This is a genomic window from Latilactobacillus parasakei, assembly GCF_049674265.1.
GTDB lineage: Bacteria > Bacillota > Bacilli > Lactobacillales > Lactobacillaceae > Latilactobacillus > Latilactobacillus sakei.
Genome location: NZ_CP186861.1, coordinates 853275 through 878697, shown reverse-complemented (window position 1 = coordinate 878697; position 25423 = coordinate 853275). Strand labels below are relative to the sequence as shown.

Genomic DNA, 25423 nt, shown 5'->3' with positions numbered 1-25423 from the left:
GGAGACATTATCATGGGTATTCAATGGTGGCAAATATTACTACTAACGTTATATGCTGGTTATCAAATTTGTGATGAATTAACGATTAATTCTAGTGCAGGTTCAGCTGTTTTTGCCGGTTTTATCTCAGGCGTAATCATGGGAGACATGAAAACTGGATTAATGATTGGTGGAGCGATGCAATTAACGGTTTTGGGTGTCGGTACGTTTGGTGGTTCTTCCAGAATCGATGCAAACTCGGGAACTGTTTTGGCAACAGCTTTTTCAATCGGATTAGGAATGAATCAAAATCAAGCAATCTCAGCGATTGCTGTACCAGTAGCAGCATTGTTAATTCAAACTGATATTATTGCGCGTTTTGCGAACACATTCTTTGCGCATCGAATTGATAAATTAATTGAAAATCATAATTATCGAGCAATTGAGAGGAATTATCTATATGGTGCAATTCCTTGGGCATTATCAAGAGCATTACCAGTATTCTTAGCATTGACTTTTGGTGGGGGCTTAGTCAATTCAGTTGTGAGCTATATGAATAGTCAATTAAGTTGGTTAGCAACCGGTCTTGAAACGGCTGGTGCAGTTCTACCGGCTGTTGGGTTTGCGATTCTCTTAAGATATTTACCAGTTAAGAAACACTATCCATACTTGATTATTGGCTTTATTTTAACAGCGATTTTTGCAACGATTTACGCTGCAGTTGGGGCCTTAGGTGGTGCTGTAACAGGTGTTGCAAAAGATTTCACTTACAATTTTGCAGGCTTACCAATGTTAGGGATTGCGTTAATCGGCTTTGGTTTTGCTGCAATTGAATACAAACGTGGTATGGATAAGCATGAGGCAACTGCTGCAGTAATGCCTAATGACACTAAACAAGCGGCTGAATTGGATGATAAGGGGGAAATTGAAGATGACGAACTCTAATTATAAATTAACGAAACAAGATTTTAAGCAGATCAACCGTCGTAATTTGTTTACCTTCCAATTAGGTTGGAATTACGAGAGAATGCAGAATACGAGTTATTTATATTTAATGTTACCGCAACTACGTAAAATATATGGCGATAATACTGATGAGTTAAAACAAGTCATGAAGAATGAAACGCAATTCTTTAATACCAGTAATTTCTTTAATACGATTATTACGGGGACTGATTTGGCAATTCAGGAAAAAGAGGGTGTTAAGTCAATTGAAACTGTCTCTGGGTTAAAAGTTGGGTTAATGGGCTCGTTTGCCGCTATTGGAGATTCGATTTTTGCATCCTTGATCCCTGCTATTTTTGGGGCGATTGCCGCTAATATGGCAATTGCTGGTAATCCAACAGGCGTTTTTCTCTGGATTGCCGTTAATATAGGGGTTATGTACTTCCGTTGGCGTCAACTCGAGTTTGCTTATAAAGAAGGTGTTAATTTAGTAACGCGAATGCAAGCTAAATTATCGGCATTAACAGATGCTGCGACTCTTTTGGGCGTTTTCATGGTTGGGGCCTTGGTTGCAACTATGATTAATATTAAGATTGGGACAGTTATTCACCTTGGTGATCTAAGTGTTGTTTTACAGGATAAAATTGATATGATTTTGCCTAAATTAGTACCAGCAGCGATTGTTGGACTTGTATATTGGGTTCTTGGTCGTAAAAATATGACGGCAACTCGGGCAATTTTCATCGTATTATTCGTATCCATTGCGCTTTCGGCACTTGGTGTTATTGCGAAAGGTTAATCTAACAATGCCCTCTCTACACATACGACTTGTAGTGGGGGTTTTTATATTAACAATAAAATGAATGGAGCAAGATATTATGAGCACATTAGTATTGACGAGTCACGGACGTTTTTGTGAAGAATTAAAAAAGAGTGTCGAATTAATTTTTGGACCACAAGATGATATTCGAACATTAGCCCTTCTCCCTGAAGAAGGTGAGGATGATTATATTCGTAAATTTACAGCACTTCAAACTGAAACAAACGGCGATAAATTAATTGTGCTAGCTGATTTAATGGGTGGGACACCTGCCAATCAGGTTTCTAAGCTTGTAATGCAGGGCGCGGATATTGACTTATATACTGGGATGAATATGCCAATGTGCATTAGTTATCTCAATGCACAAATGACAGGTCAGCCACTTAATTTAGTGGCAGACGCAACTGCAGGCGTTAAATTCTTAAACGAGATGTTGCCTAAGAATTAATAGCTAACTGAGGGAGGATCGAAGTATGGCGCTTAAGTTATTAGCGATTGACTTAGATGGCACTACTTTAAATTCACAAGGTGAAATTTCTGATGTTAACAAGACGCATTTGCAACAAGTTGTCGCTAGTGGTGTCCAATTGGTGGTTGCGACGGGTCGTAGTGTTCATTCGGCAAGTTCATTTTTAGAACAGATGGGTGTTGAGGAAGCCTATATTGTGTCGTTAAATGGTGCCGCCGTTTTTAAATGGGGAGATTTAACACCGTTGATGACTATTAAGATGCCAACTGCATTGGTTGAACAAGTGGTTGTTAGTGGCGATTTACAGCAGGTAAATACTTATTTTAGTACTGTTTTGAATTCTTATATTCTCGTACGTGATGAGTCGTTGTTGACAATGTTCGCTAAAAATAGTGAGCTGACCACAGTTGAAACACTAGCCGACTTGGGTGATGATCAATCACAAGTTTCTAAGATGCTATATTGTACGAAAAATCCAGCAATCCTAGCAGAACTCGTTACCAAAACGAAAGATTTACCGGTGACCGCGGTTAAACCGGATGAGATGTGTCTGGAAATAACAGCGCAAGCCACAAGTAAAGCTAAGGGATTACAGTTTTTAGGAGAAATCCTAAATATTTTACCAGAGGAAATGGCCGCAATTGGTGACAGTGAGAATGATTTTGAAATGCTCAAATTCGTCGGTCACGGGATTGTGATGGCTAATGGGATGCCGCATATTAAGACGATTGCGGATTATATCACTTTGAGCAACGATCAAGACGGGCTAGCACATGCGATTCGTTATCTATTAGAGTAACCTCTGTGGTATCTACCAATGTATAATGATTAATCAAATGACATTGACTTTAGTGTAATAATGGAGTAGATTGATGTGTGTGGTAGATACCAGTTATCGAGGAGGCACTCAAGTGGTTACACATAAGAATAACCAGCCGCTATATAATCAATTAGTGGATACTTTAAAAATTAAAATTGAGAACGAAATGAACGTAAATGATCGATTACCTTCTGAACGTGAATTATCAAGTCAGTATGGGTTAAGTCGCACGACCGTTAGATTTGCATTAAATGAACTGGAATTAATGGGCTATGTCCACCGTCAACATGGTAAAGGGACATTTGTTTCAAACGTGATTAAAGGGCAGACTGATTTAGGCGGAACCTATAGCTTTACAGAACAAATGAAATCTTTAGGTAAGGTTCCTGAGACGAAGATTTTGAGTTTAAAAACAATGAAGGCTAATCAGTTTGTAGCTGAAGGGTTAGGAATCGCGGTTGATGATGAGATTATTAAAATGAAACGATTGCGTTCAGCCGATAATGAACCGATGATGTTGGAACGGACATACCTGCCGCTCAGCAAATTTCCGGATTTAACATTAGAAATGCTACAAACAACGCCATTGTACGACCTTTTCATGAAGCGGTATAACCAGACTGTGAAGGTTGCAGATGAAATTTTATCTGTTGGGATTATGACGGCTAAAGATGCACAGCCACTTAAGTTCTACGAGGGTGCACCAGTTTTGAAGCTCAAACGGACAACTTATAATAATAAAAATGAAATTGTCGAATATACACTCAGTGTGGCGCGCGGTGATAAATTTACATATCACCTTCGGCATCAACGATAATTTTTTTAAAGAAGGAGCGATTAATTATGTTTAAAGAAAATGAAAGCGCATTATCGAAAGCGGGTGCTAGTATTACAACTCGCGAAATCAGACAACAACCAACGCTATGGCAAGAGGCTTTTGACAACTTCAAGTCCCAAGCAGAAAAAATTAAAGGCTTTCTTGCAGCAATAACGCCACAAAATGACTTACCAATTCGAGTTATTTTTACGGGTGCAGGAACATCAGCTTATGTTGGTGACACAGTAAGGCCCTATCTAAATCAAGCAGGGGATACAGACCGCTACCAATTTGAAAGTATTCCAACTACTGATATTGTTGCGGCGCCGTATGATTATTTAAAACCTGATGTAACAACGATTTTAGTCTCATTTGCGAGAAGTGGTAACAGTCCTGAAAGTGTCGCAACAGTTGAAATTGCTAAGCAAGTGATTAAAGACTTATATGAAATCACGATTACTTGCGCACCGGATGGTCAATTAGCAGTTGCTTCTAAGAATGATGCTCGCAATCTATTGTTGATGATGCCAGCAGGTGCTAATGATCAAGGCTTTGCAATGACCGGTTCCTACAGTTGTATGTCACTTACGGCTATGTTGGTCTTTGATCAAACACCAATTGACAAAAAAGCCCATTATGTCGCAAAAATAATTGCGATGGGCCAAGAAGTGATTGAACGGGAAGCTGAAATTCAAGCCGTAGTCGATTTAGACTTTAACCGGATTGTTTATCTAGGATCTGGGAGCTTATCTGGCCTAACACGTGAAGCGCAATTGAAAGTGCTTGAATTAACAGCTGGTAAGTTAACAACGATGTTTGATTCATCAATGGGCTTCCGACATGGGCCTAAATCATTTGTTAACGAAAAAACATTGGTTTTTGTTTTCGTCAATAACCAGCCTTACACGAGACAATACGATGTCGATATCTTGGAAGAAATCAATGGTGATCAAATTGCCGCTAAGACGTTGGCAATCGATGTGCAAGGGAAACAAAATTTCTCAGGTGATCGGTTCACTTTCGAAAACGGTTGCGCTCATTTACCTGAAGGCTACCTAGCATTAGCAGATGTGATGTTTGCCCAAACCGTTTCATTGTTAAGTTCGATTAAGGTTGGCAATACACCTGATACACCATCACCAAGTGGGACGGTTAATCGCGTGGTTAAAGGGGTTACGATTCACGATTACGAATAAGTTGGTATTAAATATAATGATTAGCTTGGGGGCTTTAAAGTGGCAACATATTATATTCATGCAGATAAATTCTTTTTGAAGAACAAAGTTGAAAATGGTGGCTATTTAGCCATTGTTGATGGTCGTTTTGGAACATATCAAACAGAAAAACCAGACGGTGAGATTAAGGATTACAGTGGCAAGTGGATTGCACCGGGACTCGTAGATACCCATATTCATGGCTTAAAAGGGCATGATGTAATGGATAATGACTTTGAGGGTGTTAAAGCAGTGTCAGACGGGCTTTTAGAATGTGGAGTAACGTCTTTCTTACCTACAACCCTAACAGCAGCACCTGAAACGTTGAATGATGTGATTGCAGATATTGGAGATCATTATACGGAAGCTTCAGGGGCGAAGATTCAAGGCGTTTTCTTTGAAGGCCCATTCTTTACTGAAGAACATAAGGGCGCTCAAAATCCAAAGTACTTCTCTGATCCCAGTCTTGAAATCTTCAATCATTGGCAAGAGTTAGCACATGGGATGATCAAAAAAATTGCGATTGCACCTGAACGAAATGGTGCTAAGGAATTTACAGCTGCTTTGAAACAACAAGGCGTTAAAGTTGCGTTGGCACATAGTAGTGCAACCTATGAAGAGGCCAAGGAAGTTGTTGAAGCAGGTGCTTCAATCTTCGTTCATACCTATAATGGCATGAGCCCGCTAAATCATCGTGAACCCGGGATGGTTGGGGCCGCTATGACGCTTAAAGACGTGTTTGCTGAATTAATTTGTGATGGGCATCATGTTCATCCGCAAGCCGCTCAAGCACTGATCAGTGTGCGAGGGACAGATCAAACCGCATTAATTACCGATTGTATGCGTGCTGGTGCAATGCCAGAAGGCCCATCAATGTTGGGCGAGTTCCCTGTAATGGTTAAAGATGGGGCGGCTCGCTTGGAATCTGGTAGTTTAGCAGGGAGTGTTTTAATGCTCAAGCAAGCGGTTAAACATGTCGTGGATTGGAATATTGCCACACCCGCTGAAGCTATTAAGATGGCTAGTCAAGTACCTGCCCAAAGTGTTGGGATTGATGATTTATGTGGGAGCATCGCACCAAACCGCGCTGCAGATTTCATTGTTTTTGATCATGATTTAAATCTTGTTGAAACTTATTTAGATGGTATTTCACGTTACCAAAAATAGTTAATTAATATTAAAGGAGATTTATACCTATGCTAAAACTAACACCTGCCAAAAAAGAAGCTTTGAAACGATTATCAACAAAGGATGGCATCATCAGTGCGCTCGCTATCGATCAACGCGGTTCATTGAAAAAGATGATTGCTAGTGATGTCCAGGGCGATCCAGAAAAAGAAATTGTTAACTTTAAAGTTGCTGTTTCCGAAGAACTCACACCGTTTGCTTCATCAATTCTTTTAGATCCAGAATATGGCTTACCAGCTGCTAAAGCTCGGGATGACGATGCAGGTCTCTTATTGGCTTATGAAAAGACGGGGTATGACGCAACGACACCAGGGCGTTTACCTGATATTTTGGAGGATTGGTCAGTTCGTCGGATTAAAGAAAATGGTGCAGATGCGGTTAAGTTCCTTCTCTATTACGATACGGATGAAGATGATCATATTAATCACTTGAAACATGTTTTCATCGAACGTTTAGGAAGCGAATGTGTGGCAGAGGATATTCCATTTTTCCTTGAATTAGTGGCTTATGATGCGAATAATGATGATGTTAATGGTGCGGCTTATGCCAAAGTTAAACCACACAAAGTTATCGAAATGATGAAGGAATTCTCAAAAGAACAATATCACGTGGACGTTTTAAAGGTTGAAGTGCCTGTTAATATGAAATATGTAGAGGGCTTTGGCGATGGTGAAGTCGTTTATACGAAAGCGGAAGCGGCGACATTCTTTAAAGAACAGGCAGAAGCAACCGACTTACCATTTATCTTCCTAAGTGCAGGTGTGACAGCTAAATTATTCCAAGATACATTAGTTTTTGCTAAGGAGTCTGGGTCAACCTTCAATGGTGTATTGTGTGGCCGAGCAACATGGAAAAACGGCGTCAAACCATTTGCTGCAGACGGTGAACAAGCTGGTCGCCAGTGGTTACAAACACAAGGTAAGCAAAATATTGATGAATTAAATGCAGTTCTAGTTAAGACCGCAACACCATGGTTAGGCAAAGTAACTGACTAATTAAAAAAACTAAAGAGGGGCTGACTTTACGAAGTCGAGCCCTTTTTATTTAAGGAGTAATGATTATGATTTTAACAGTCACTTTAAATCCAGCGGTTGATATTTCTTATCCGCTTGATACCTTAGTTATCGATGATGTGAATCGGGTGACACAAGTTAGCAAAACAGCCGGTGGTAAAGGATTAAACGTTTCAAGAGTCCTCCACCTAATGGCTCAAGAATTATTAGCGAGTGGGATTGTTGGCGGCCATATTGGTAACTTTATCAAACAAAAATTAGATGAAGATCATATTCAACATCGCTTCTTTGAAATTAATCAGGAATCACGGAATGCCATCGCTATTTTGCATGATGATGGTCAACAAACTGAAATTCTAGAAGCCGGTCCTACGATTTCACAAGATGATGCGCAAGCTTTCTTAGCCTTTTATAGCGCTTTATTACCACAGGTTAATACAGTGACCTTATCAGGTAGTTTACCAGGTGGGTTATCAAATGATTACTATGCCAAATTAGTTACATTGGCGCGTGATACGGGGGTAAATGCCATTTTGGATACGTCTGGGGCTTCATTGGCGGCTAGTTTGGCAGCACCAGTGAAACCAACTTTAATTAAGCCCAATGAAACAGAAATCGCCCAATTATTAGGTTACACAGTTGATGTTAATCATTTAGAAACGTTAAAACATAGCTTACAGTCACCAGTTTTTGAAGGAGTCGAGTGGCTTGTTGTTTCGATGGGTGCCGCGGGTGCATTTGCGAAACATAACGATCGGTTTTATCGTGTGACAATTCCTAAAATCCACGTTGAGAATCCGGTGGGTTCTGGGGATGCGACGCTCGCAGGATTGGCAATGGGGATTGATGTGAACGCCTCAGATGAAATTATTCTTAAAACCGGGATGACTACCGGTATGTTGAACACAATGGAAAAACAAACAGGCTTTGTTAATCCCGAATTATTTGAGACTTATTTGGAGCAGGTAGAGGTTGAAGAGGTTTAAAAACTAAGATTGTCCAAAGTTATGAACGTCATGACTTTGGACTTTTTTATACGTTTAATTAGGATACTATTTTTCAAAAAAATTGGAAAAGGTTACCCTTTTAAAGTATTGTGTCAGCTCATACAATAAACATATATAAGTAAGCGCTTACTTTGAGCGGAAGGAGGTCACTATGCGATTGTATCAAATCGTAAAACTATTCCTTGATTATTCACAATTTATGACTTTAGAAAGTTTAGCGACAACTTTAAAAGTAAGTACCAGAACAATCAGAACAGATATCGACGAATTAATGAGAGATGCTGGTGAACATGGCTTTGAAATATTGGAGCGTCCAAAAAAAGGATACTACTTAGTGATTCATAATTCAGAACGATTTCAGCAGTACTTTGATACTTTAAAAAAGATTGACTTTAAGACGCCTGAACGCCGACGCAATATGCTGTACATGAACTTACTATTTCAGAACAATTATCAGACGATTGCCAATTTGAGTGAATTACTTCAAGTGAGCAAATCCCAAATAAAGATTGATTTAAAAAGATTAATACAAGAAAAAAGCATAGCCAATCAATTAGAACGAAGGGCACACTATGGTATTCGGCTAACAGTTAGTTTCGAGAAACGATTAGCAATGATGATTGAGCAGTGCTATGCAGCCGATATTGATTTTTTGACACTATATCATCAATTTCTTGATGCTGGTGTGGAAGAACAGTTAATTCATTTTGTTAATGCTTTGTTAGCAAATAGACAGTTACAGTATCGAGATGAGCAATTAACTTTGATATATCAAAAATATTTTATCAGCTACGCTTTTATTGCGTTTAATAATCAGCTGTTATCACCAGCTGATTTTTCAGAAGCAGTATTTAGAGAACTTTTGACAATCTCAGAATTTAAACCATGTGCGGATTATCTGGCGCAATTAATAACGGATCAATCAAAAGGATTGGATGTTCCACCAGTTGACCGCGTCGAAATCGAGCATGAAATTGAGCTGTTTTTTCGTAAAATAGATGACTTATACCAAACGAATATGTCGGAAGATCAGGAATTTATGCGATTGATTACCCTTCATATTCAGGCTTTAATTAGCCGCCAACCTTTTCAAGAGGGATGTCATCAAGCGTTAACAGTTGAAATGAGTCAACGTTATGCCCAGGAATTTGATTTCTCATTAAAATTGGCAGATATGTTAGAAGAAGCCTTTAATATCCAGATTACTGCGGTCGAAGTAGGCTTGATCTGTACGCATCTAGCGGTTCATTTTGAACGGCATAAATATCGACAAATAAATAATTATCGGAAAATTGCAATTGTTTGTTCAAGTGGTGGTGGGAGTGCACATCTCATTAAACTTCAATTAAGTTATCTCTTCACAGATGCTACGATTCAGACTTTTGCTTTGAATGCTGAAGAAAAAATTAGCATTTTTATGCCGGATATTATTTTCTCAATTAAACCGTTACGTGTGAGTTATCAGGTGCCAGTGGTTTTAATTAATGAATTAGGTCTTGATTTAACGCCCAATACGATTCTAGAGGCAATTGCTCAACAAAGTAGTGATGTTGCTCAAAATGATAAACAAGCTTTTCTTTCACTATTTAATAAACACTATTTTAGATGTGAACGTCAGTTATCTTACACACAGTTATTAACTAAGATGGCAATTCAACTTGAAGAGTCAGACATTGTCGAATCGGGCTTTAAGCAAAGTGTCTTGGAAAGAGAAAATTTACTGAGTACATTGTATGGCGAACGATTGGCAATACCACATCCACTCGAATTACTTGCTAAGCAGAATCAAATCTCAGTAGCGCTTTTTCAACCAACACCTGATGAACCGGTTAAAATTATTTTTCTCTTAGCAATCCAAGGGCAACAAGTTAATTTAATTAGGATGATTACCGAAAAGATTTTTCAATTACTAGGTAAGGAACAAACACTTCGAGAACTATCAGAAACTAGCAGTTTTGAAGAATTCTATGTCGTTTTAAAAAATAGTTTATAAAAAAGGGGTAGTAATAATGGTGAACATCACAATTGAAACACTAGAAAAGTTATCCAATGCAGATGGGATCGCTTCTTGTGAACAAGAAGTTAGAGATGTCATTAAAGCCAATATTAGCAAGCATGTTGATGATATTAGTTATGACGGTTTGGGAAGTCTCATCGCAACTAAAAAGGGACAACCCGGTGGGCCGAAGATTATGATTTGTGTCCATATGGATGAGGTTGGCTTCATTGTTAGAAGCATTAGTGCAGGCGGCTTAATTCAATTAATGGTTGTCGGTGGCGTTAAACTAAACGCACAACAGTTTCAGAAGTTACGTGTAACAACGCAAACTGGCGCTAAAATTAGTGGAATTGTTTGTGGCGAATACGATAAAACAGCCGCTTCTAAGCTTTACTTGGATGTTGGGGCTACTAGTGCTGAGGATATTACCCAGTTAGGGATTCAAATTGGTGATATGGTCACTTACGCAACACCTTTTGAATCATTTGGGTTAACTGACATCTATGCTGGCAAGGCACTTGACGATCGATTAGGCTGTTTCATTATGACGGAAATTGCTAAGCGTTTAGCTGATGAATCGTTGGAAAGTACGATTCAATATGCTGCAACGAGTAGTGAAGAAGTTGGTATTCGGGGTGCAAAGACGGCAGTTTATACAGGTAATCCAGATGTCGTTTTTGTAATTGATGTCGCTTGTTTTCCAGATGAATACGTTCGAGATCATACTAATAATCGGCAAATCGGCAAAGGAATGATGTTAACGCATTTTGATCGCACGCTTGCCCCTAATCGTCAATTAATTAAGATGGTCAAAGAAACCGCTCAACGTCACCAATGGCCACTTCAATTGGATATGTTTAACAGCGGTGGTACTGACGGTGGAGAAGCTCACAAGGTTAACGAAGGAAAACCAACCGTAGTCACCTGTTTACCTTGCCGCTATGGTCATTGTGCATATTCAATGATTGATATGAAAGATATCGAAGACTGTATTTCAATTTATGTTGATTTATTAAAAAATTTCCATCAAAAAGATTTAAAAAACTTACTCACATTTTAAGGAGCATACAGATGGCACAAAAAGAGATTGATATCATGACAATTATTTCGACAGCTGGGGATAGTAAGGCTAAGGCATTTATGGCTTTGAAAAAAGTGCGGGATAAGGATTTTGTAGGGGCCCGTGCACTTATTGCAGAAGCGCGTCAGATTGGCACAGCTGCGCATAATATTCAAACAGATTTAATTACAGCAGAATTAGACCCTGATCAAGAGAGTCCAGAAATGGGGCTTTTGATGGTTCACGCGCAAGATCACTTTATGACGTCACAATTAGCTTGTGACTTAATCGAATCGTTAATCGATGTATTTGAAGGAGGAAAATAAAATGAGAATTTTACTTTGTTGTGCAGGCGGTTTTTCAACGAATATGTTAATGCAAAATATGAAAAAGGTTGTTCATGAAAGTCAAAAGTTAAACGATGACGATTTTGCATTCACGGCGATTCCAGCAGATAACTTGGAAAGCGAGATTGATAACTGGGATATTGTATTAGTTGGACCACAAATCACACATAAAATTGATTTTATCCAATCGTTAACCGAACCACGTCAAATCCCGTATGCCATTATTGATAAAGATGTTTATGGGCAAATGGATGGTGCAACAGTGATGAAATTAGCGTTGGTTACTTATAACAAATATCAAGCTAGCCACTAGTATAAATTAGATCGAAGGGAGAAATAGCGATGTTTTCAAAATTCGAAAGTATTATGAATCGGTTTTTCATGCCACTGGCGCATAAGGTCGATAATCAACCGCATTTGAGTGCAATTAAAGCGGGGATGGTGGCAATGACCCCCTTTACTATTTTAGGAAGCTTCTTTGCCATTATTCCGGCGTTGCCGAATATGATTGGCCTGAAGAACCCAATCAGTCAATTTATTCTAGGCAATGCTGAGCTGCTCAATCTACCTGTTAAATTATCAATTGGTTTGATTGGATTGTACGCTTGTATGTGTATCGCTTATCAACTCGGCAATCATTATAAGTTGTACATTCCGGGCTGTGTAACGTTGTCGACGTTCTCATTTTTATTTATCGCTGCATCGTTTACGAAAGATGGTGCATTAGAATTTACCAATTTAGGCGCTAAAGGATTATTCGCTGGGATGATTGCGAGCATCTGTTCAGTTGAACTTTATCACTTCTGTAAAGCCAAAAATTTGACTGTTAGAATGCCAGAAGGGGTACCGGATTTTGTTTCTAAATCCTTCGAATTAATTCCAACAACGATTATTGTCGGTGGGACCTTTATTTTTGCGCGATTCCTCTCATTAGAATTAACAGGTCAACTACCACCAGATTTATTAACGAAACTATTAGCACCACTAGTTGGGAGCATGGATAATCCATGGGCGGTATTAGGATTAAACTTTGCGATTTGTACGATTTTCTTCTTTGGGATTCATTCTTCTGTTTTCGGGCCTATTACGCGACCAATCATGGTAACGTTTATTGCCGAAAATATTGCTGCAATGCAAGCTGGTAAGGAATTACCACATTTCTATACAGCAGGTGTTTCAAGTGCTTTCTTCGGGTTTACAGGTGCTGGAATTACAATGGGCTGTGTTGTCGCTTGTATGATTTCAAAAAGTAAACGATATCGTAAAATTGGCCAAGTAGCACTTTTCCCATCATTGTTTGGGATTAACGAACCCATTTTATTTGGCGCACCGATTATTTTAAATCCAATTATGTTCATTCCGTTCGTTTTTGGAGGCGCCATCATCGGAACGTTGCCGATGTTCTTCATGAGTTGGGGGTGGATTGCGAAACCAGTTTTTGATCCACCATATGTTGGTGTTTTCTTAGAAGGCTTTTTGACCAACGGTGATTGGCGGTCAATTGTCGCTAATTTATTACAATTTGTATTAGCAGTTGCAATTTATATCCCATTTTTCAAAGTCATGGAAAAAGCTGAATTACAAGCAGAAAATAAATCAGTTGAAGCAAATAAAGACATTTTCAATGCGGATGACAAAGAAGTGCTTGATGGATTAGATCTTGATTTCTAGAAGGAGGGCTTCAAAATGACAGTACAAGTTGAAAAAGTGCAGCGCCTTCTGGATGAAATGAACTTGCAAGCTTTGATTATTAAAAGTAAAGCGAATAAGACCTATTTAGAATCGTTAACAGGTAGCGGTGTTTGGTTACTGATAACCAAGCAAACTAAGTATGCCTTTATGGATGGGCGCTACGTTGCTGAAGCACAACAAAAAATGAGTGATTTTCAAATAGAAATAGTCTTCCAAGGGACGTATTTACAGGCGATTATTGAAAAATTAACGGCTTTACAAATTGATAATATTGGCTTTGAGGATCTCGCATTTTCAATTCAAGAGTATCAACTGCTACAAGCAGATGAGCATCATTTCGAGCCTCTTGGTAGCCATTTGGCAGTTATCAGAGCGATTAAAACCGATGCTGAATTAGTCAAAATGAAGGCGGCTTGCCAGCTGACAGATACTGCTTTTGCGCAATTGTTACTGCATATTAAAGCCGGTGTGAGCGAAAAATGGTTATTAGGGCAACTTTATGCGATTATTTTTGACTTAGGTGCTGACGGTATGGCGTTTGAGCCCATCATTGCGTCTGGGACTAGAGGTGCAATGCCACATGGCCGGGCAACTGATAAATTGATTCAAGAGGGTGAACTGGTCACAATCGATTTTGGAATTATCCTAGCAGGCTATCAATCTGATATGACCAGAACGGTGGCTATTGGTCAACCAAGTGTTGCAATGAAGCGTGTTTATGAAACCGTCAAGGCTGCGCAACAATTGGGAATCGATAGTCTACAGGTTGGAACAGTGGCTGCTGATAATCATAACATCGTGGCTGATTTTATTACGGATCGGGGTTATGGTGACTATTTTAATCATGGTTTAGGTCATGGCATGGGAATAGGGGATGGTGAACTGCCAGTGCTGAATACTAAAAGTCGGGATCAATTACAAGTGGGCATGGTGATGTCGTGTGAACCAGGTATTTATATACCTGATTTAGGTGGTGTTCGGATTGAAGATGACGTGGTTATCACCAAAGATGGGCCTGTTGTTTTAAACGAAACGACCAAGACACTGTTGGTACTTTAAAAATTAATGAATAAGGTGTGGCGTAAATGATAAAATATGATTTCGATAAGTGTGCAGATCGACAAATCGATCACGCGCGCAAATGGGACCGCAAAATTGTTCAGGGGAAATTTCCGAAGGTTAGAACTGATTTCATTCCCGTTTGGATCGCAGATATGGATTTTCAAGCAGCCCCTGAAATTCGGGAAGCCCTGGCAAAAGTCGCGCTAAATGGCGCATACGGTTACACATATGCAACCGATGAATGGTATGACGCTGTTTTAAATTGGCAAAAAAGACGGCATCATAATCAACTAGAGCGTGATTGGTTAACATTGGGTTATGGAACTGTCCCTAATATGCATTATTTATACCAAGCCTTTTTGGCACCAAATGAAAAAGTCTTGATGAATACGCCGGTTTACGGGCCATTCGCTTATGCGGCTGAACATAATGGCTATCAAATTGTAAAAAATAAGCTTAAATTAGAAAATAAACGGTATACGATTGATTTTGAATTATTGGCAAAACAGTTAGAGGATGATAAAACTAAGATTTATCTACTCTGTTCACCACATAATCCAAGTGGTCGAATCTGGCAACTGTCTGAAATACAGCGGATTGCACAGTTATGTCTTGAAAACGACGTCTTATTAGTTGTTGATGAAGTCCATTCTGAACATATTATTAACGGGCAATTCTACTCGGCCTTTCAATTGCCTAAACAATATTGGGACCAATTAATTGTTTTAACCTCTCCCAATAAAGGATTCAACTTAGGCGGTTTAAAACTATCTTATTCAATTATTCCTAACGCAAAATTGCGGGAAAGATTGCGCCAACAATATGCTAAAAATTCAATTACTTCACCTAATGTTTTTGGACAGACAGCAATGATTGCAGCTTATAATCAAGGGGAAGAATGGCTGAATCAATGTGAGGCATATATTAAGCAGAATTATGTAGATGTTCAAACCATGTTAGCTGAATCTTTTAATGGTTGGGAAATGTGTGATATGGATTCGTCCTATCTACCATGGGTCAATATCGCCAATACGCCTTTTACAATGCATGAAATTGTTGAAATGATGGCCAATGAAGCCGGTGTTATTTTGGGTGATGGTGATGATTACGTTGCGAATGGTGACACTTTTATTCGTTTAAATCTAGGCGCACCTAATGCGTTGATTAAAGAATCAATGACTAGAATGGCAGAAGTTTGGCAAGCACATACAAAATAAAAATAACGATCCAAAATCATAATAAGATTTTGGACCGTTATTGTTGTTTAAGCATCATATTCCGCCAAGTCATAGTCTTGGATTGCCTTTTTGATTTTGGTTGCGTAGTTGGGGTCAGTGGCATAACCAGCCTTTTGTAAGAGATCGGCTTGTTCCGTGTAATTAGTGAGGTTGGCGAGTGTTGTGTAAGTACCGACACTCAGGAAATCACTGTGATCTTGAATGGCGATTTCAAGAGAGGGGTAAACCTTGAAATAATCTTTAATGGTTGTTCGTTGATTATTTTCGTATTCATCGGTGTTCATTAGGATTTGCTGGCCCTCATACTGACCTTTCACCCCAAAGAGATTATTGGCTTTGGTTGCTAAATCGCTGCGTCCCCAGTCAGATTCGATAATGGCTTGCGCGATAATAATACTGGGTAAAACCTGATGCTTTTTTTGATAGACCAATTTAGCATTTTGACCGATTTTTTTAATGAAGCGACTTTGTCGTTGCTGTTCTTCTTGAGTAGTTTCCCAAGTTCGAGTGGGTGCTTGACTGCTTTGATGTAGGCCGCAGCCGGTCAGTAGCACTAACAGGGTACCGCAAATTAGTAATAGCCGTATTTTAGACGTGATTGTTGCCAATGAATTGCCTCCCAATTGATAGTAAAGTTCAGCTTAACAAATAATACGGTAAAAGAATTAAAATACCCCCGAATTTTAGTGTGATTTAGTTAAGTTTAAACAAATTTAAGAATAATCAGTTGGATGTCAGTTTAGAATTTACGTTGTTCGCGCAATGCGGTACACTAAAGTTAGTTCCAAAAAAGCGTTCACAAAGTTTAGGAGGGGTTGTAAAATGACACACAAAATGATTTTAGATTTAGATACTGGGATTGATGATGCACTGGCGATTGCCTATGCATTAGGCTCACCAGAAGTTGAATTAATTGGTATTACCTCAGAATATGGCAATGTTTTGACGGAAAGAAGCGTCGTCAATAGTCAACAAATCTTACATTTATTGGGCCATCCAGAAATTCCTGTTTATTTGGGCGCTGGTCATTCTACGACGACGAACAACTTTAGCGTGTTACCAATTAGTGCGGAAATCCACGGGCAAGATGGGGTCGGCGAAATCCACTTAACACAGCCCCATCCAGATGCGGCTAGTCAATCAGCTGTTGATTTTATACTGGCTGCTTGTCAACAATATGGGTCTGATCTCAGCATTGTGGCGACTGGTCCAATGACGAATTTAGCATTAGCAATTCAAAAGGATTTACCAACGCTTCAAAAAGTGGGACAAATTGTTATCATGGGTGGCGCGCTCACAGTTTGTGGGAATGTTTCACCTTATGCGGAAGCAAACATTAGCCAAGATCCAGAAGCAGCCGATTTACTTTTCAAGAGTGGGTTACCAGTCACGATGGTCGGTTTAGATGTGACCCTCAGAACACTCTTCACTAAGAAAGATACACAAGAGTGGCGGGCACTTGCAACGGATGCGGCCAAAGCCTATGCCAATATGGTTGATTATTATATTAAGGCGTATGAAGTAACATCACCTCATTTACATGGTTGTGCCTTACATGATCCATTAGCAGTCGCAGTCGCCATTGATCCAAGTCTTGTGACAACCTTCCCATTAAACTTAAAAACAGAGGTTGAAGGGCCTTCACGCGGTCGGACAATCGGAGACAATGCGCGCTTGGATGATCCGAAAACGAGAACGGCTGTCTGCGTCCAAGTCGATACCCCTCGTTTTTTGAACGCGTTTAAAACGCGGATTGGACAACTATTAAAAGTGGCCCAATAATTAACAAGCAAAAAAATAGGATTATTAAATTGAAGGTCGTATATTAGCGTTAAAGTAAGCGCCTGTGGCTAAGAAGTCACGGGGGCTTTTTTGTGTTTATTTTTAATTCTAATAAAAATGATAAGCATATAATTATCTTTTTGTATTTTGCGGATGTTAAGTTAAGACTATACGAAAGGAGTGTTGCCATATGAAAAAGGTTAGTCATAAGAAATTGCTTAGGCGGACATTATATGTCTGTAGTGGTACATTATTATTACTAAATAGTGGTGTTGGGGTGGCGAGTGTCTTTGTCATTAATCAAAATCGGGCGCAAGCGAGTCAGGTGAATCCACGGGCCGGCTTAGCTGATATCTCGATTTTACAAAATGCGAGTTTGACCTCGACAACGGGGACGCAAATGACCCCTAATGCAGAGGGAAACTTTGATCTATCGTTAAACTACACAGGACAAGGTGTCGCCACAGTAGGTGTTGCGGATAAAAAGGTTTTAGTTTACGCTTTACCCGCTTCACTTCAAGGTAAAGTCGTTGGTGGTAGTACAGTTGATATTCAAGCTGATCTTTTACCAATCACACCTGGTGATATCCCAGGCGTTAAGCCGTTATTTGATGCGTTGGGCTTAGCGATTACTGCATTGGATAAAGCATTAAAAATTCCAGCGGTGGTTGCGGCCTTTGATGATCTGAAGGAACTTCAAAGTTTAGGTAGTTATCAAGAAACGGTGGCGGGGACTGTCTCTGCCGATGGTAAAACCATTTCGGTCGACTTCACACAAGGCTTTGGTCACTATGTCCATCAAGCATATGCAGCTTTATTCCATAGCCTACGGGATGCGATTGCAGCCGTTCATTCGGACAATATATTAATTGAGGCTTTAGTGAAAGCGCTTCAAAAAGCGAGCACCGAACTTTTTGAAGTGATCGATGCGATTGCCGGTGGTACGTCAACAATTTTAGATAATGCTTTGAATGGTAATTTATTAGGCTCAGCTAGTGGTACCTTGCATACGACTGTTAGTGATCCGGGTGTGCCAACTGCCACGGTTAAAGCAGCTGCCATTAATAATGCCTTAATTTCAGCAGACATTTTGACGGCCATTGAGCAAGAAGGGGAAGCAGTAACGTTGAATTTTCCAACGACTGCGACTAATCCGATTGAAAATTATGATGTGGCAACACCAACGGTAACCCAACCAGTGGCTGGGCAAACAACAGTCGCTGGGAACGTCATTTTAAAAGAGCCCATTCCAGATGGCACTACTTTTGAAGCAGTTGTAACACTTGATGATGGCACAACTAAGACTGCGGCAGTGCAGGCAGATGGGACGTTTGTCGTGGATACGGGGGCTTTAACAGCCGGTCAAATTTTATCGACAAAAGTGGTGGCAACTAACGGCCAATATACAAAAGAAAGTACAGCAGTTGAATCAACGGTTAGCGATGTTTCAACTGAAAATCCAATCGAAAACTATGATGTGGCAACACCGACAGTTGATCCTGCGACAGCGGGTGATACGAAGTTGGCTGGTCAGGTGACATTAAATCAACCCATTCCAGATGGCACCACCTTTAAGGCTGTCGCAACTTTAGCGGACGGGACAGAAGTTAGTGGTGATGTAGACGTAACGACCGGTAAGTTCAGTATGACGACTGATCCATTAGTCGCCGGTGATTTGAAAGTGAAAGTAGTGGCGACTAATGGGCAGTATACAAAAGCAAGTGCCGATGTGACGGTCACAGTCGCCGATTCATCAACTGAAAATCCAATCGAAAACTATGATGTGGCAACACCGACAGTTGATCCTGCGACAGCAGGCGATACGTCATTAGACGGCCAAGTGACATTGGCACAACCAATCCCAGATGGCACAACCTTTAAGGCCGTCGCGACTTTAGCGGACGGAACGGAAGTCAGTGGTGATGTAGACACAACGACCGGTAAATTTAGTATCGGCACCGATCCATTGGTAGCCGGAGATGTGACAGTGAAAATCGTGGCAACAAACGGTCAATTCACAAAACCAAGTGCCAACGTAACGGTCACGGTTGCTGATGCACCGATTGAAAATCCAATTGCCAATTATGATGTGGCAACCCCAACAGTTGATCCTGCGACAGCGGGTGATACGACATTAGGTGGACAAGTCACATTAAACCAACCAATCCCAGCCGGTACGACGTTTAAAGCCGTCGCAACTTTAGCGAACGGAACGGAAGTTAGTGGTGATGTGGACACAACGACCGGTAAATTTAGTATTGGGACTGATCCATTAATTGCGGGCGATGTAACGGTAAAAATCGTGGCAACAAACGGTCAGTTTACAAAACCAAGTGCGAATGTAACGGTGACGGTTGCTGATGCACCAATTGAAGATCCAATCGCCAATTATGATGTGGCAACACCAACGGTTGAAAAATCTTTTGCTGGTGATACGAGCGTTAAGGGCCATGTTGACTTGAAGACGCCAATTCCAGATAATACCAATTTTGAAGCAACTGTAACGCTTCCTGGTGGTCGTCAAGTTAAGGCGGAAGTGCAAGCAAATGGCGACTTTACGGTTAATACAGAAGATCCGCTAGTTGCAGGTAGTCAATTAGCTATCCATATTACAGCCATTAATGGTCAATTTACAAAAGAAGGGGCCGCAGTCAACTCAACAGTGGCCGATGCCCTACCAACCGATCCATTAGTTAATTATCAAGTGACAACACCAACCTTGGATTCAGCAACCGCTGGTCAAACCAAGGTGAGCGGTCACGTGAACTTACAGGTCCCAATCCCAGATGGGACAACGTTCAAAGCTGAAGTACAATTACCTGATGGTGGGACCGTTGCAGCTGATGTACAGGCTAACGGCGATTTTGAAGTCCCAACGCGTGCGTTAGTTGCGGGTGAAAATCTATCCGTGAAAGTAATCGCACAAAATGGGATCTATCAAAAAGAAAGTACACCAGCCTCATTATTGGTGAGTGAAGTTGTGCCAACCGATCCACTTGAAAATTATACGGTGGCCACACCGGATGTTAATCCGATGACAACCGATGATACACAATTAACAGGGAAAGTAACGCTAACCGATATACCAGCTGGCACCACTTTTGAAGCTGTGGTGACAATGGCGGATGGTAGTACCAAACGCGCCAATGTTAGCCCGGATGGCCAATTTATAATTGAAACTGGTCAATTAGCGGCTGATGATGTTTTATCGGTTAAAATCACTGCTAAAAATAGTGGTTATACCAAGGATAGTGCTTCAGTCGACGTGACGGTTACCCAAGCACCGGATACGAATCCATTAGCCAATTATACGGTTGCTCAACCAGTTGTAGACGCTGCTTCTGCAGGTGATACGACAGTTACTGGGAAGGTTGATCTGACAACGAACCCAGCACCAGCCGGCACGACTTTTGAAGCAACAGTCATGTTACCAGATGGGACGCTTAAAACCGCTGAAGTAGCTGCTGACGGGACTTTTACAGTCACAACGGGTGAATTAAAGGCTGATGATATATTAGAAATTCATGTCACTGCCCACAATAGTGGTTATCAAAAAGAGAGTAATCCAGTTCAATTAACCGTTGATGCGGCAGTCGAAACGAATCCGCTTGAAAACTATACGGTTAATGCACCAGTCGTAGCGCCATTAACTGAAGGCGATACGGCAGTTAAAGGTCAGGTTAACCTAGGAATTCCGATTCCAAATGGGACGACTTTTGAAGCGATTGTAACACTTGCAGACGGGACCACTAAAGCTGTCGCAATTGGTGCGGATGGTAAATTTACCGTACCAACGGAGGCCTTAGTTGCCGATGAGACGGTCGCTGTAAAGGTGGTCGCAACTAATGGTACATTTACTAAGGATAGTAGTGTCGTTTACCAAAAAGTTAGTCAAAAATTACCAACGGATCCAATTGCGGATTACGAAGTTGGGACACCAACAGTTGACCCGGTAACGGCTGATCAAACGCGTGTCACTGGTCAAGTTGTGCTTGCAGAACCGATTCCAGAAGGCACAAGTTTTGAAGCAACAGTTACCTTAGCTGACGGTACGCAAAAAACAGCCGCAGTTGATGAAAATGGTCATTTTACAATCGTGACCGGTAACTTAACTGAGGGTGATCAATTAACGGTTAAGGTAACCGCTAAGAATAGTATTTATACTAAAGATAGTGCGTTAGTAACGGTTAATGTTGGTCCAGCAGTTGAACAAAATCCACTCGCTGATTACGATGTTAATATGCCAGTATTGAATCCGGCTAAAGTGGGTGACACACATGTCAGTGGTTCTGTGACATTGAAACAACCAGTGCCGGCAGGAACAACTTTTGAAGCGAGCGTGACATTACAAGATGGCACAACGACAACCGCAACAATCTTGCCATCTGGTGAATTTACAGTCGGTACAAAACTGTTGACAGCCGGTGAAATACTATCAGCTAAAGTAACTGCGATTAACGGAAACTTCAAGAAAGACAGTCAGACAGTCAGTTTGACGGTTGATACAGGCTTACCAACTAATCCGATTGAAAATTACGACGTGGCAACACCGATGATGCAACCGGCAGTTGAAGGCGACAAGTCAATCAAGGGGCAAGTCACATTAGTTCAACCAATTCCAAATGGGACGAGCTTTAAAGCAGTAATTACATTACCAGACGGAACAACGAAAGAGACAACCATCAATAGTAGTGGTCAGTTCGAATTAACGACCGATGCATTAGTGGCGGGTCAAACCTATACCGCTAAAGTAGTCGCAACAAATGGTGCGAATATGAAGGAAAGTCAATCCGCTTCCGTCACTGTTTCTGAAAAAGAAGAAACAGATCCATTAGTTGATTACAATGTGGCAACACCAACGATTAATCAAGGAATTGCGGGTGAAACCCAAGTTAGTGGTCAAGTTCAACTTGATCCAGATTGGCCAGAAGGCACAACCTTTGAAGCGGTGATTGTTTTACCGAACGGTCGGACACGCGCTGTGAGACTTGATTCTGGCGCAGTGGCACCGGATGGTAAATTTACAATTAATACAACGGCGCTAACGGCTGATCAAAAAGTCTTGGTTAAAATTGTTGCTAAAAATGGGACTTTCACGAAGGACAGTGCAAACGCTGAAATGATCGTTAAGGCAGCACCAATTACAGATCCATTAGAAAATTACGATGTGGCAACCCCAAGTGTTGATCCAGTTAAAGCTGGCGATACAAAAGTGACAGGTAAAGTTGAATTGACCAAACCAATCCCAGAAGGCACAACTTTTGAAGCTGTTGTGACGTTGCCAAATGGTGATAAACAAACAGTTACAGTAGATGAAAATGGCAACTTTGATATCCCAATCGACGCGGTTAAAGAAGGCGACAAATTAACAGTCGAAGTGATTGCGCATAATGGCGATCATGAAAAGGGGAGCGATAAAGTTAATGTGACAGTCGAAGCCGGTAATCCAGGCGAAACGAATCCACTCGAAAACTACGTTGTTGCTAAACCAAGTGTTGATCCAGTTAAAGCTGGCGATACAAAAGTGACTGGTAAAGTTGAATTAGTAACGCCAATCCCAGAAGGCACAACTTTTGAAGCTGTTGTGACATTGCCAAATGGTGATAAACAAACAGTCACAATTGACGAGACTGGTAACTTTAATATCCCAATCGACGCAGTTAAAGAAGGCGACAAATTAACGGTCGAAGTGATTGCGCATAATGGTGATCATGAAAAAGGTAGCGATAAGGTTAACGTGACGGTCGAAGCTGGCAATCCAGGTGAAACGAACCCACTTGAAAACTACGTTGTTGCTAAACCAAGTGTTGATCCAGTTAAAGCTGGCGATACAAAAGTGACAGGTAAAGTTGAATTAACCAAACCAATTCCAGACGGGACAACTTTTGAAGCTGTTGTAACATTGCCAAATGGCGATAAACAAACAGTCACAGTAGATGAAAATGGTAACTTTAATATCCCAATCGACGCAGTTAAAGAAGGCGACAAATTAACGGTCGAAGTGATTGCGCATAATGGTGATCATGAAAAGGTTAGCGATAAGGTTAACGTGACGGTCGAAGCTGGCAATCCAGGCGAAACAAACCCACTTGAAGATTATTCAGTAGCAACGCCAACGATTAAACAAGGTGTTGCTGGTGAAACACAAGTTAGCGGGACGGTTCAACTAGATCCGGATTGGCCAGAGGGCACAACCTTTGATGCTGTGATTGTCTTGCCAAATGGCCGTACGCGCACAGTTCGTCTCGATTCTGGGACAGTTGGACCAGAAGGACAGTTCATTATCAATACTGCTCAATTGACAGCAAATCAAAAAGTGCAAGTTAAGATTACAGCTAAAAATGGCACATTTACAAAAGATAGTGCGCTTGCTGAAATGGTTGTTAAAGCAGCACCAATCACTGATCCATTAGAAGACTATGTCGTTGCGACACCAAGCGTTGAACCCGTTAAAGCTGGTGATACGAAGGTGACAGGTAAGGTTGTATTAACGCAACCAATTCCAGAAAATACAACTTTTGAAGCTGTTGTCACAATGCCAAATGGTAAGAAAGAAACAGTACCAGTTGATAAAGATGGTAACTTTGTCGTACCAATCGATGCTGCTAAGGCAGGCGATAAATTAACAGTTGAAGTGATTGCCTACAATGGTAACTATCAAAAGGGTAGCGATAAAGTTAATGTGACCGTTGAAGCTGGTAATCCAGGCGAAACCAATCCACTTGAAAACTACGTCGTTGCGAAACCAAGTGTTGACCCAGTAAAAGCGGGCGATACGAAGGTGACTGGTAAAGTGGTACTAACCAAACCAATTCCTAAAGGAACGACTTTCGAAGCCGTTGTGACATTGCCAAGCGGTAAACAAGTGAAAGTAACAGTTGATTCAAACGGCAACTTCACATTACCAATTGACGCAGTTAAAGAAGGCGACAAATTAACAGTCGAAGTGATTGCGCATAATGGCGATCATGAAAAAGGTAGCGATAAAGTTAACGTGACCGTTGAAGCCGGTAATCCAGGTGAAACGAACCCACTAGAAAACTATGTCGTTGTGAAACCAAGTGTTGATCCAGTTAAAGCTGGTGATACGCAAGTGACTGGTAAAGTCACTATCAATAAGCCATTCCCTGAAGGTACAACGTTTGAAGCAAGCGTGACAATGCCTGATGGTTCCGTTAAATACGGTATGGTTGATATCAACGGCAATTTCATCGTTAAAACAGGACAATTAAAAGCCGGTCAAAGATTGATCGTCACGATTATTGCTCACAATGGTGACTTTGAAAAAGATGGTCAACCAGTTACAGTTCGAGTAGCCGATAATAACCAGGATGGCTCTGGCAACGGCAATGGCGGAACTGGTAATAATACTGGCAACGGTGGCAACACGAATGGTAATTCAAACGGTAGTCATAATCCGGGCAACAATAATGCCGGTAATGGTGGCCAAACGAATAATGGTGGTAATGGGCAACTAGGGAATTCAAACAACGTCAATAATTTGACGAATAACGGATCGAATAGTGGTCAAAATAACCATCATATGTTAAATGTGGGTGTGAGCGATACAACTGGTAGTCAAAATGCTAACAGTAAAGCTGGCGATTTACCACAAACAGACGCCAATAAGACTGGTGTCTGGGCAGCGGTTGGGGCATTCTTAATCGCAATGGTGGCACTATTTAAGAGCTTATTACCAATCAAACGTGATAAATAATAAGTTATCTGAATAACGCCACAAAAAAAGGGTGATCATAATGATCACCCTTTTTGCATTTTCTTGGAAGGAAAATCGAGCTAGCGGGGATTGAACCCGCATTGATCATCATTTAGTGTTTCTAACTTGATTTTTCTTGGGAGGAATTTCAAGTGATGATCAGTTCTACCGATTAAACTATAACTCATTGGTGGAGCGAATTAGACGATTACTTTAGGGAGGAATGTCTAATGAAATTCATGTTCGTCAGATGA

At 40.7% G+C, this 25423-nt stretch carries 19 protein-coding genes and 1 tRNA gene; 18 read left to right on the top strand and 2 right to left on the bottom strand.

The genetic code is table 11. The features are described from left to right. The first annotated feature begins 12 nt into the window (after positions 1-12). From ACPBEH_RS04500 to ACPBEH_RS04425, 16 genes are all read left to right on the top strand, one after another. On the top strand, positions 13-924 hold the full coding sequence (locus tag ACPBEH_RS04500) for a PTS mannose/fructose/sorbose/N-acetylgalactosamine transporter subunit IIC (protein ID WP_280103153.1): 912 nt from the start codon (positions 13-15) through the stop codon (positions 922-924). Then, complete coding sequence (locus tag ACPBEH_RS04495) at positions 911-1723, top strand: PTS system mannose/fructose/sorbose family transporter subunit IID (protein WP_280103154.1); 813 nt, start codon at positions 911-913, stop codon at positions 1721-1723. Before ACPBEH_RS04500 ends, ACPBEH_RS04495 begins: the two co-directional genes overlap by 14 nt. A gap of 79 nt (positions 1724-1802) precedes the next feature. Further along, positions 1803-2192 carry a PTS sugar transporter subunit IIA gene (locus tag ACPBEH_RS04490; RefSeq protein WP_424349874.1) on the top strand — a complete coding sequence of 130 codons (390 nt, stop codon included), beginning with the start codon at positions 1803-1805 and terminating at the stop codon, positions 2190-2192. 25 nt (positions 2193-2217) lie between these two features. Beyond that, positions 2218-3012, top strand: a complete 795-nt coding sequence (locus ACPBEH_RS04485) for a Cof-type HAD-IIB family hydrolase (protein WP_424349873.1) — start codon at positions 2218-2220, stop codon at positions 3010-3012. A 73-nt stretch (positions 3013-3085) separates the two neighbouring features. Continuing rightward, positions 3086-3850 carry a GntR family transcriptional regulator gene (locus tag ACPBEH_RS04480; protein ID WP_424349872.1) on the top strand — a complete coding sequence of 255 codons (765 nt, stop codon included), beginning with the start codon at positions 3086-3088 and terminating at the stop codon, positions 3848-3850. A 26-nt stretch (positions 3851-3876) separates the two neighbouring features. Next, positions 3877-5046, top strand: coding sequence for an SIS domain-containing protein (locus ACPBEH_RS04475; protein ID WP_424349871.1), 1170 nt, complete (start codon positions 3877-3879; stop codon positions 5044-5046). Between the two features lie 39 nt (positions 5047-5085). Continuing rightward, positions 5086-6231: an N-acetylglucosamine-6-phosphate deacetylase gene (gene nagA, locus ACPBEH_RS04470; RefSeq protein ID WP_424349870.1), complete on the top strand. Its 1146-nt coding sequence runs from the start codon at positions 5086-5088 to the stop codon at positions 6229-6231. Positions 6232-6260: 29 nt separating this feature from the next. After that, the gene (gene lacD / locus ACPBEH_RS04465; RefSeq protein ID WP_424349869.1) at positions 6261-7247 is read left to right on the top strand and encodes a tagatose-bisphosphate aldolase; all 987 of its coding nucleotides are present in this window, start codon (positions 6261-6263) and stop codon (positions 7245-7247) included. A gap of 65 nt (positions 7248-7312) precedes the next feature. Beyond that, positions 7313-8251: a tagatose-6-phosphate kinase gene (gene lacC, locus ACPBEH_RS04460; protein ID WP_424349868.1), complete on the top strand. Its 939-nt coding sequence runs from the start codon at positions 7313-7315 to the stop codon at positions 8249-8251. Between the two features lie 172 nt (positions 8252-8423). Then, positions 8424-10265, top strand: coding sequence for a BglG family transcription antiterminator (locus ACPBEH_RS04455; protein WP_424349867.1), 1842 nt, complete (start codon positions 8424-8426; stop codon positions 10263-10265). A 16-nt stretch (positions 10266-10281) separates the two neighbouring features. Further along, a complete protein-coding gene (gene ypdE / locus ACPBEH_RS04450) occupies positions 10282-11331 on the top strand; it encodes an aminopeptidase (RefSeq protein ID WP_424349866.1) in 1050 nt (349 codons plus the stop codon). A gap of 11 nt (positions 11332-11342) precedes the next feature. Continuing rightward, entirely contained in the window at positions 11343-11657 is a 315-nt protein-coding gene (locus ACPBEH_RS04445) for a PTS lactose/cellobiose transporter subunit IIA (RefSeq protein WP_280103164.1), read from the top strand. A 1-nt stretch (position 11658) separates the two neighbouring features. Further along, positions 11659-11991, top strand: coding sequence for a PTS sugar transporter subunit IIB (locus ACPBEH_RS04440; RefSeq protein ID WP_280103165.1), 333 nt, complete (start codon positions 11659-11661; stop codon positions 11989-11991). Between the two features lie 29 nt (positions 11992-12020). Next, positions 12021-13349 carry a PTS sugar transporter subunit IIC gene (locus tag ACPBEH_RS04435; protein WP_424349865.1) on the top strand — a complete coding sequence of 443 codons (1329 nt, stop codon included), beginning with the start codon at positions 12021-12023 and terminating at the stop codon, positions 13347-13349. A gap of 15 nt (positions 13350-13364) precedes the next feature. After that, complete coding sequence (locus tag ACPBEH_RS04430) at positions 13365-14429, top strand: M24 family metallopeptidase (RefSeq protein ID WP_424349864.1); 1065 nt, start codon at positions 13365-13367, stop codon at positions 14427-14429. Positions 14430-14455: 26 nt separating this feature from the next. Continuing rightward, positions 14456-15649 (top strand): MalY/PatB family protein, encoded by a 1194-nt coding sequence (locus ACPBEH_RS04425; protein WP_424349863.1) that lies wholly within the window; start codon positions 14456-14458, stop codon positions 15647-15649. 47 nt (positions 15650-15696) lie between these two features. On the opposite strand, the gene ACPBEH_RS04420 is transcribed toward ACPBEH_RS04425, so the two are convergent. Then, a complete protein-coding gene (locus ACPBEH_RS04420; protein ID WP_424349862.1) occupies positions 15697-16278 on the bottom strand; it encodes a glycoside hydrolase family 73 protein in 582 nt (193 codons plus the stop codon). A 214-nt stretch (positions 16279-16492) separates the two neighbouring features. Between ACPBEH_RS04420 and ACPBEH_RS04415 the strand changes: the two genes are divergently transcribed. Continuing rightward, a complete protein-coding gene (locus ACPBEH_RS04415) occupies positions 16493-17452 on the top strand; it encodes a nucleoside hydrolase (protein WP_424349861.1) in 960 nt (319 codons plus the stop codon). Between the two features lie 190 nt (positions 17453-17642). Further along, a complete protein-coding gene (locus ACPBEH_RS04410) occupies positions 17643-25169 on the top strand; it encodes an adhesive domain-containing protein (RefSeq protein ID WP_424349860.1) in 7527 nt (2508 codons plus the stop codon). 75 nt (positions 25170-25244) lie between these two features. Here ACPBEH_RS04410 and ACPBEH_RS04405 read toward each other — a convergent pair. Next, a tRNA-OTHER gene (locus tag ACPBEH_RS04405) sits at positions 25245-25356 on the bottom strand. Positions 25357-25423: the final 67 nt, after the last annotated feature.

Coding starts and splice junctions, on each gene's coding strand:
- lacD (WP_424349869.1), top strand. CDS start 6,261: ATGCTAAAACTAACACCTGCCAAAAAAGAAGCTTTGAAACGATTATCA.
- ACPBEH_RS04455 (WP_424349867.1), top strand. CDS start 8,424: ATGCGATTGTATCAAATCGTAAAACTATTCCTTGATTATTCACAATTT.
- ypdE (WP_424349866.1), top strand. CDS start 10,282: ATGGTGAACATCACAATTGAAACACTAGAAAAGTTATCCAATGCAGAT.
- ACPBEH_RS04440 (WP_280103165.1), top strand. CDS start 11,659: ATGAGAATTTTACTTTGTTGTGCAGGCGGTTTTTCAACGAATATGTTA.
- ACPBEH_RS04485 (WP_424349873.1), top strand. CDS start 2,218: ATGGCGCTTAAGTTATTAGCGATTGACTTAGATGGCACTACTTTAAAT.
- ACPBEH_RS04490 (WP_424349874.1), top strand. CDS start 1,803: ATGAGCACATTAGTATTGACGAGTCACGGACGTTTTTGTGAAGAATTA.
- ACPBEH_RS04475 (WP_424349871.1), top strand. CDS start 3,877: ATGTTTAAAGAAAATGAAAGCGCATTATCGAAAGCGGGTGCTAGTATT.
- lacC (WP_424349868.1), top strand. CDS start 7,313: ATGATTTTAACAGTCACTTTAAATCCAGCGGTTGATATTTCTTATCCG.
- ACPBEH_RS04500 (WP_280103153.1), top strand. CDS start 13: ATGGGTATTCAATGGTGGCAAATATTACTACTAACGTTATATGCTGGT.
- ACPBEH_RS04495 (WP_280103154.1), top strand. CDS start 911: ATGACGAACTCTAATTATAAATTAACGAAACAAGATTTTAAGCAGATC.
- ACPBEH_RS04435 (WP_424349865.1), top strand. CDS start 12,021: ATGTTTTCAAAATTCGAAAGTATTATGAATCGGTTTTTCATGCCACTG.
- ACPBEH_RS04445 (WP_280103164.1), top strand. CDS start 11,343: ATGGCACAAAAAGAGATTGATATCATGACAATTATTTCGACAGCTGGG.
- ACPBEH_RS04410 (WP_424349860.1), top strand. CDS start 17,643: ATGAAAAAGGTTAGTCATAAGAAATTGCTTAGGCGGACATTATATGTC.
- ACPBEH_RS04480 (WP_424349872.1), top strand. CDS start 3,086: ATGTGTGTGGTAGATACCAGTTATCGAGGAGGCACTCAAGTGGTTACA.
- ACPBEH_RS04415 (WP_424349861.1), top strand. CDS start 16,493: ATGACACACAAAATGATTTTAGATTTAGATACTGGGATTGATGATGCA.
- ACPBEH_RS04430 (WP_424349864.1), top strand. CDS start 13,365: ATGACAGTACAAGTTGAAAAAGTGCAGCGCCTTCTGGATGAAATGAAC.
- ACPBEH_RS04425 (WP_424349863.1), top strand. CDS start 14,456: ATGATAAAATATGATTTCGATAAGTGTGCAGATCGACAAATCGATCAC.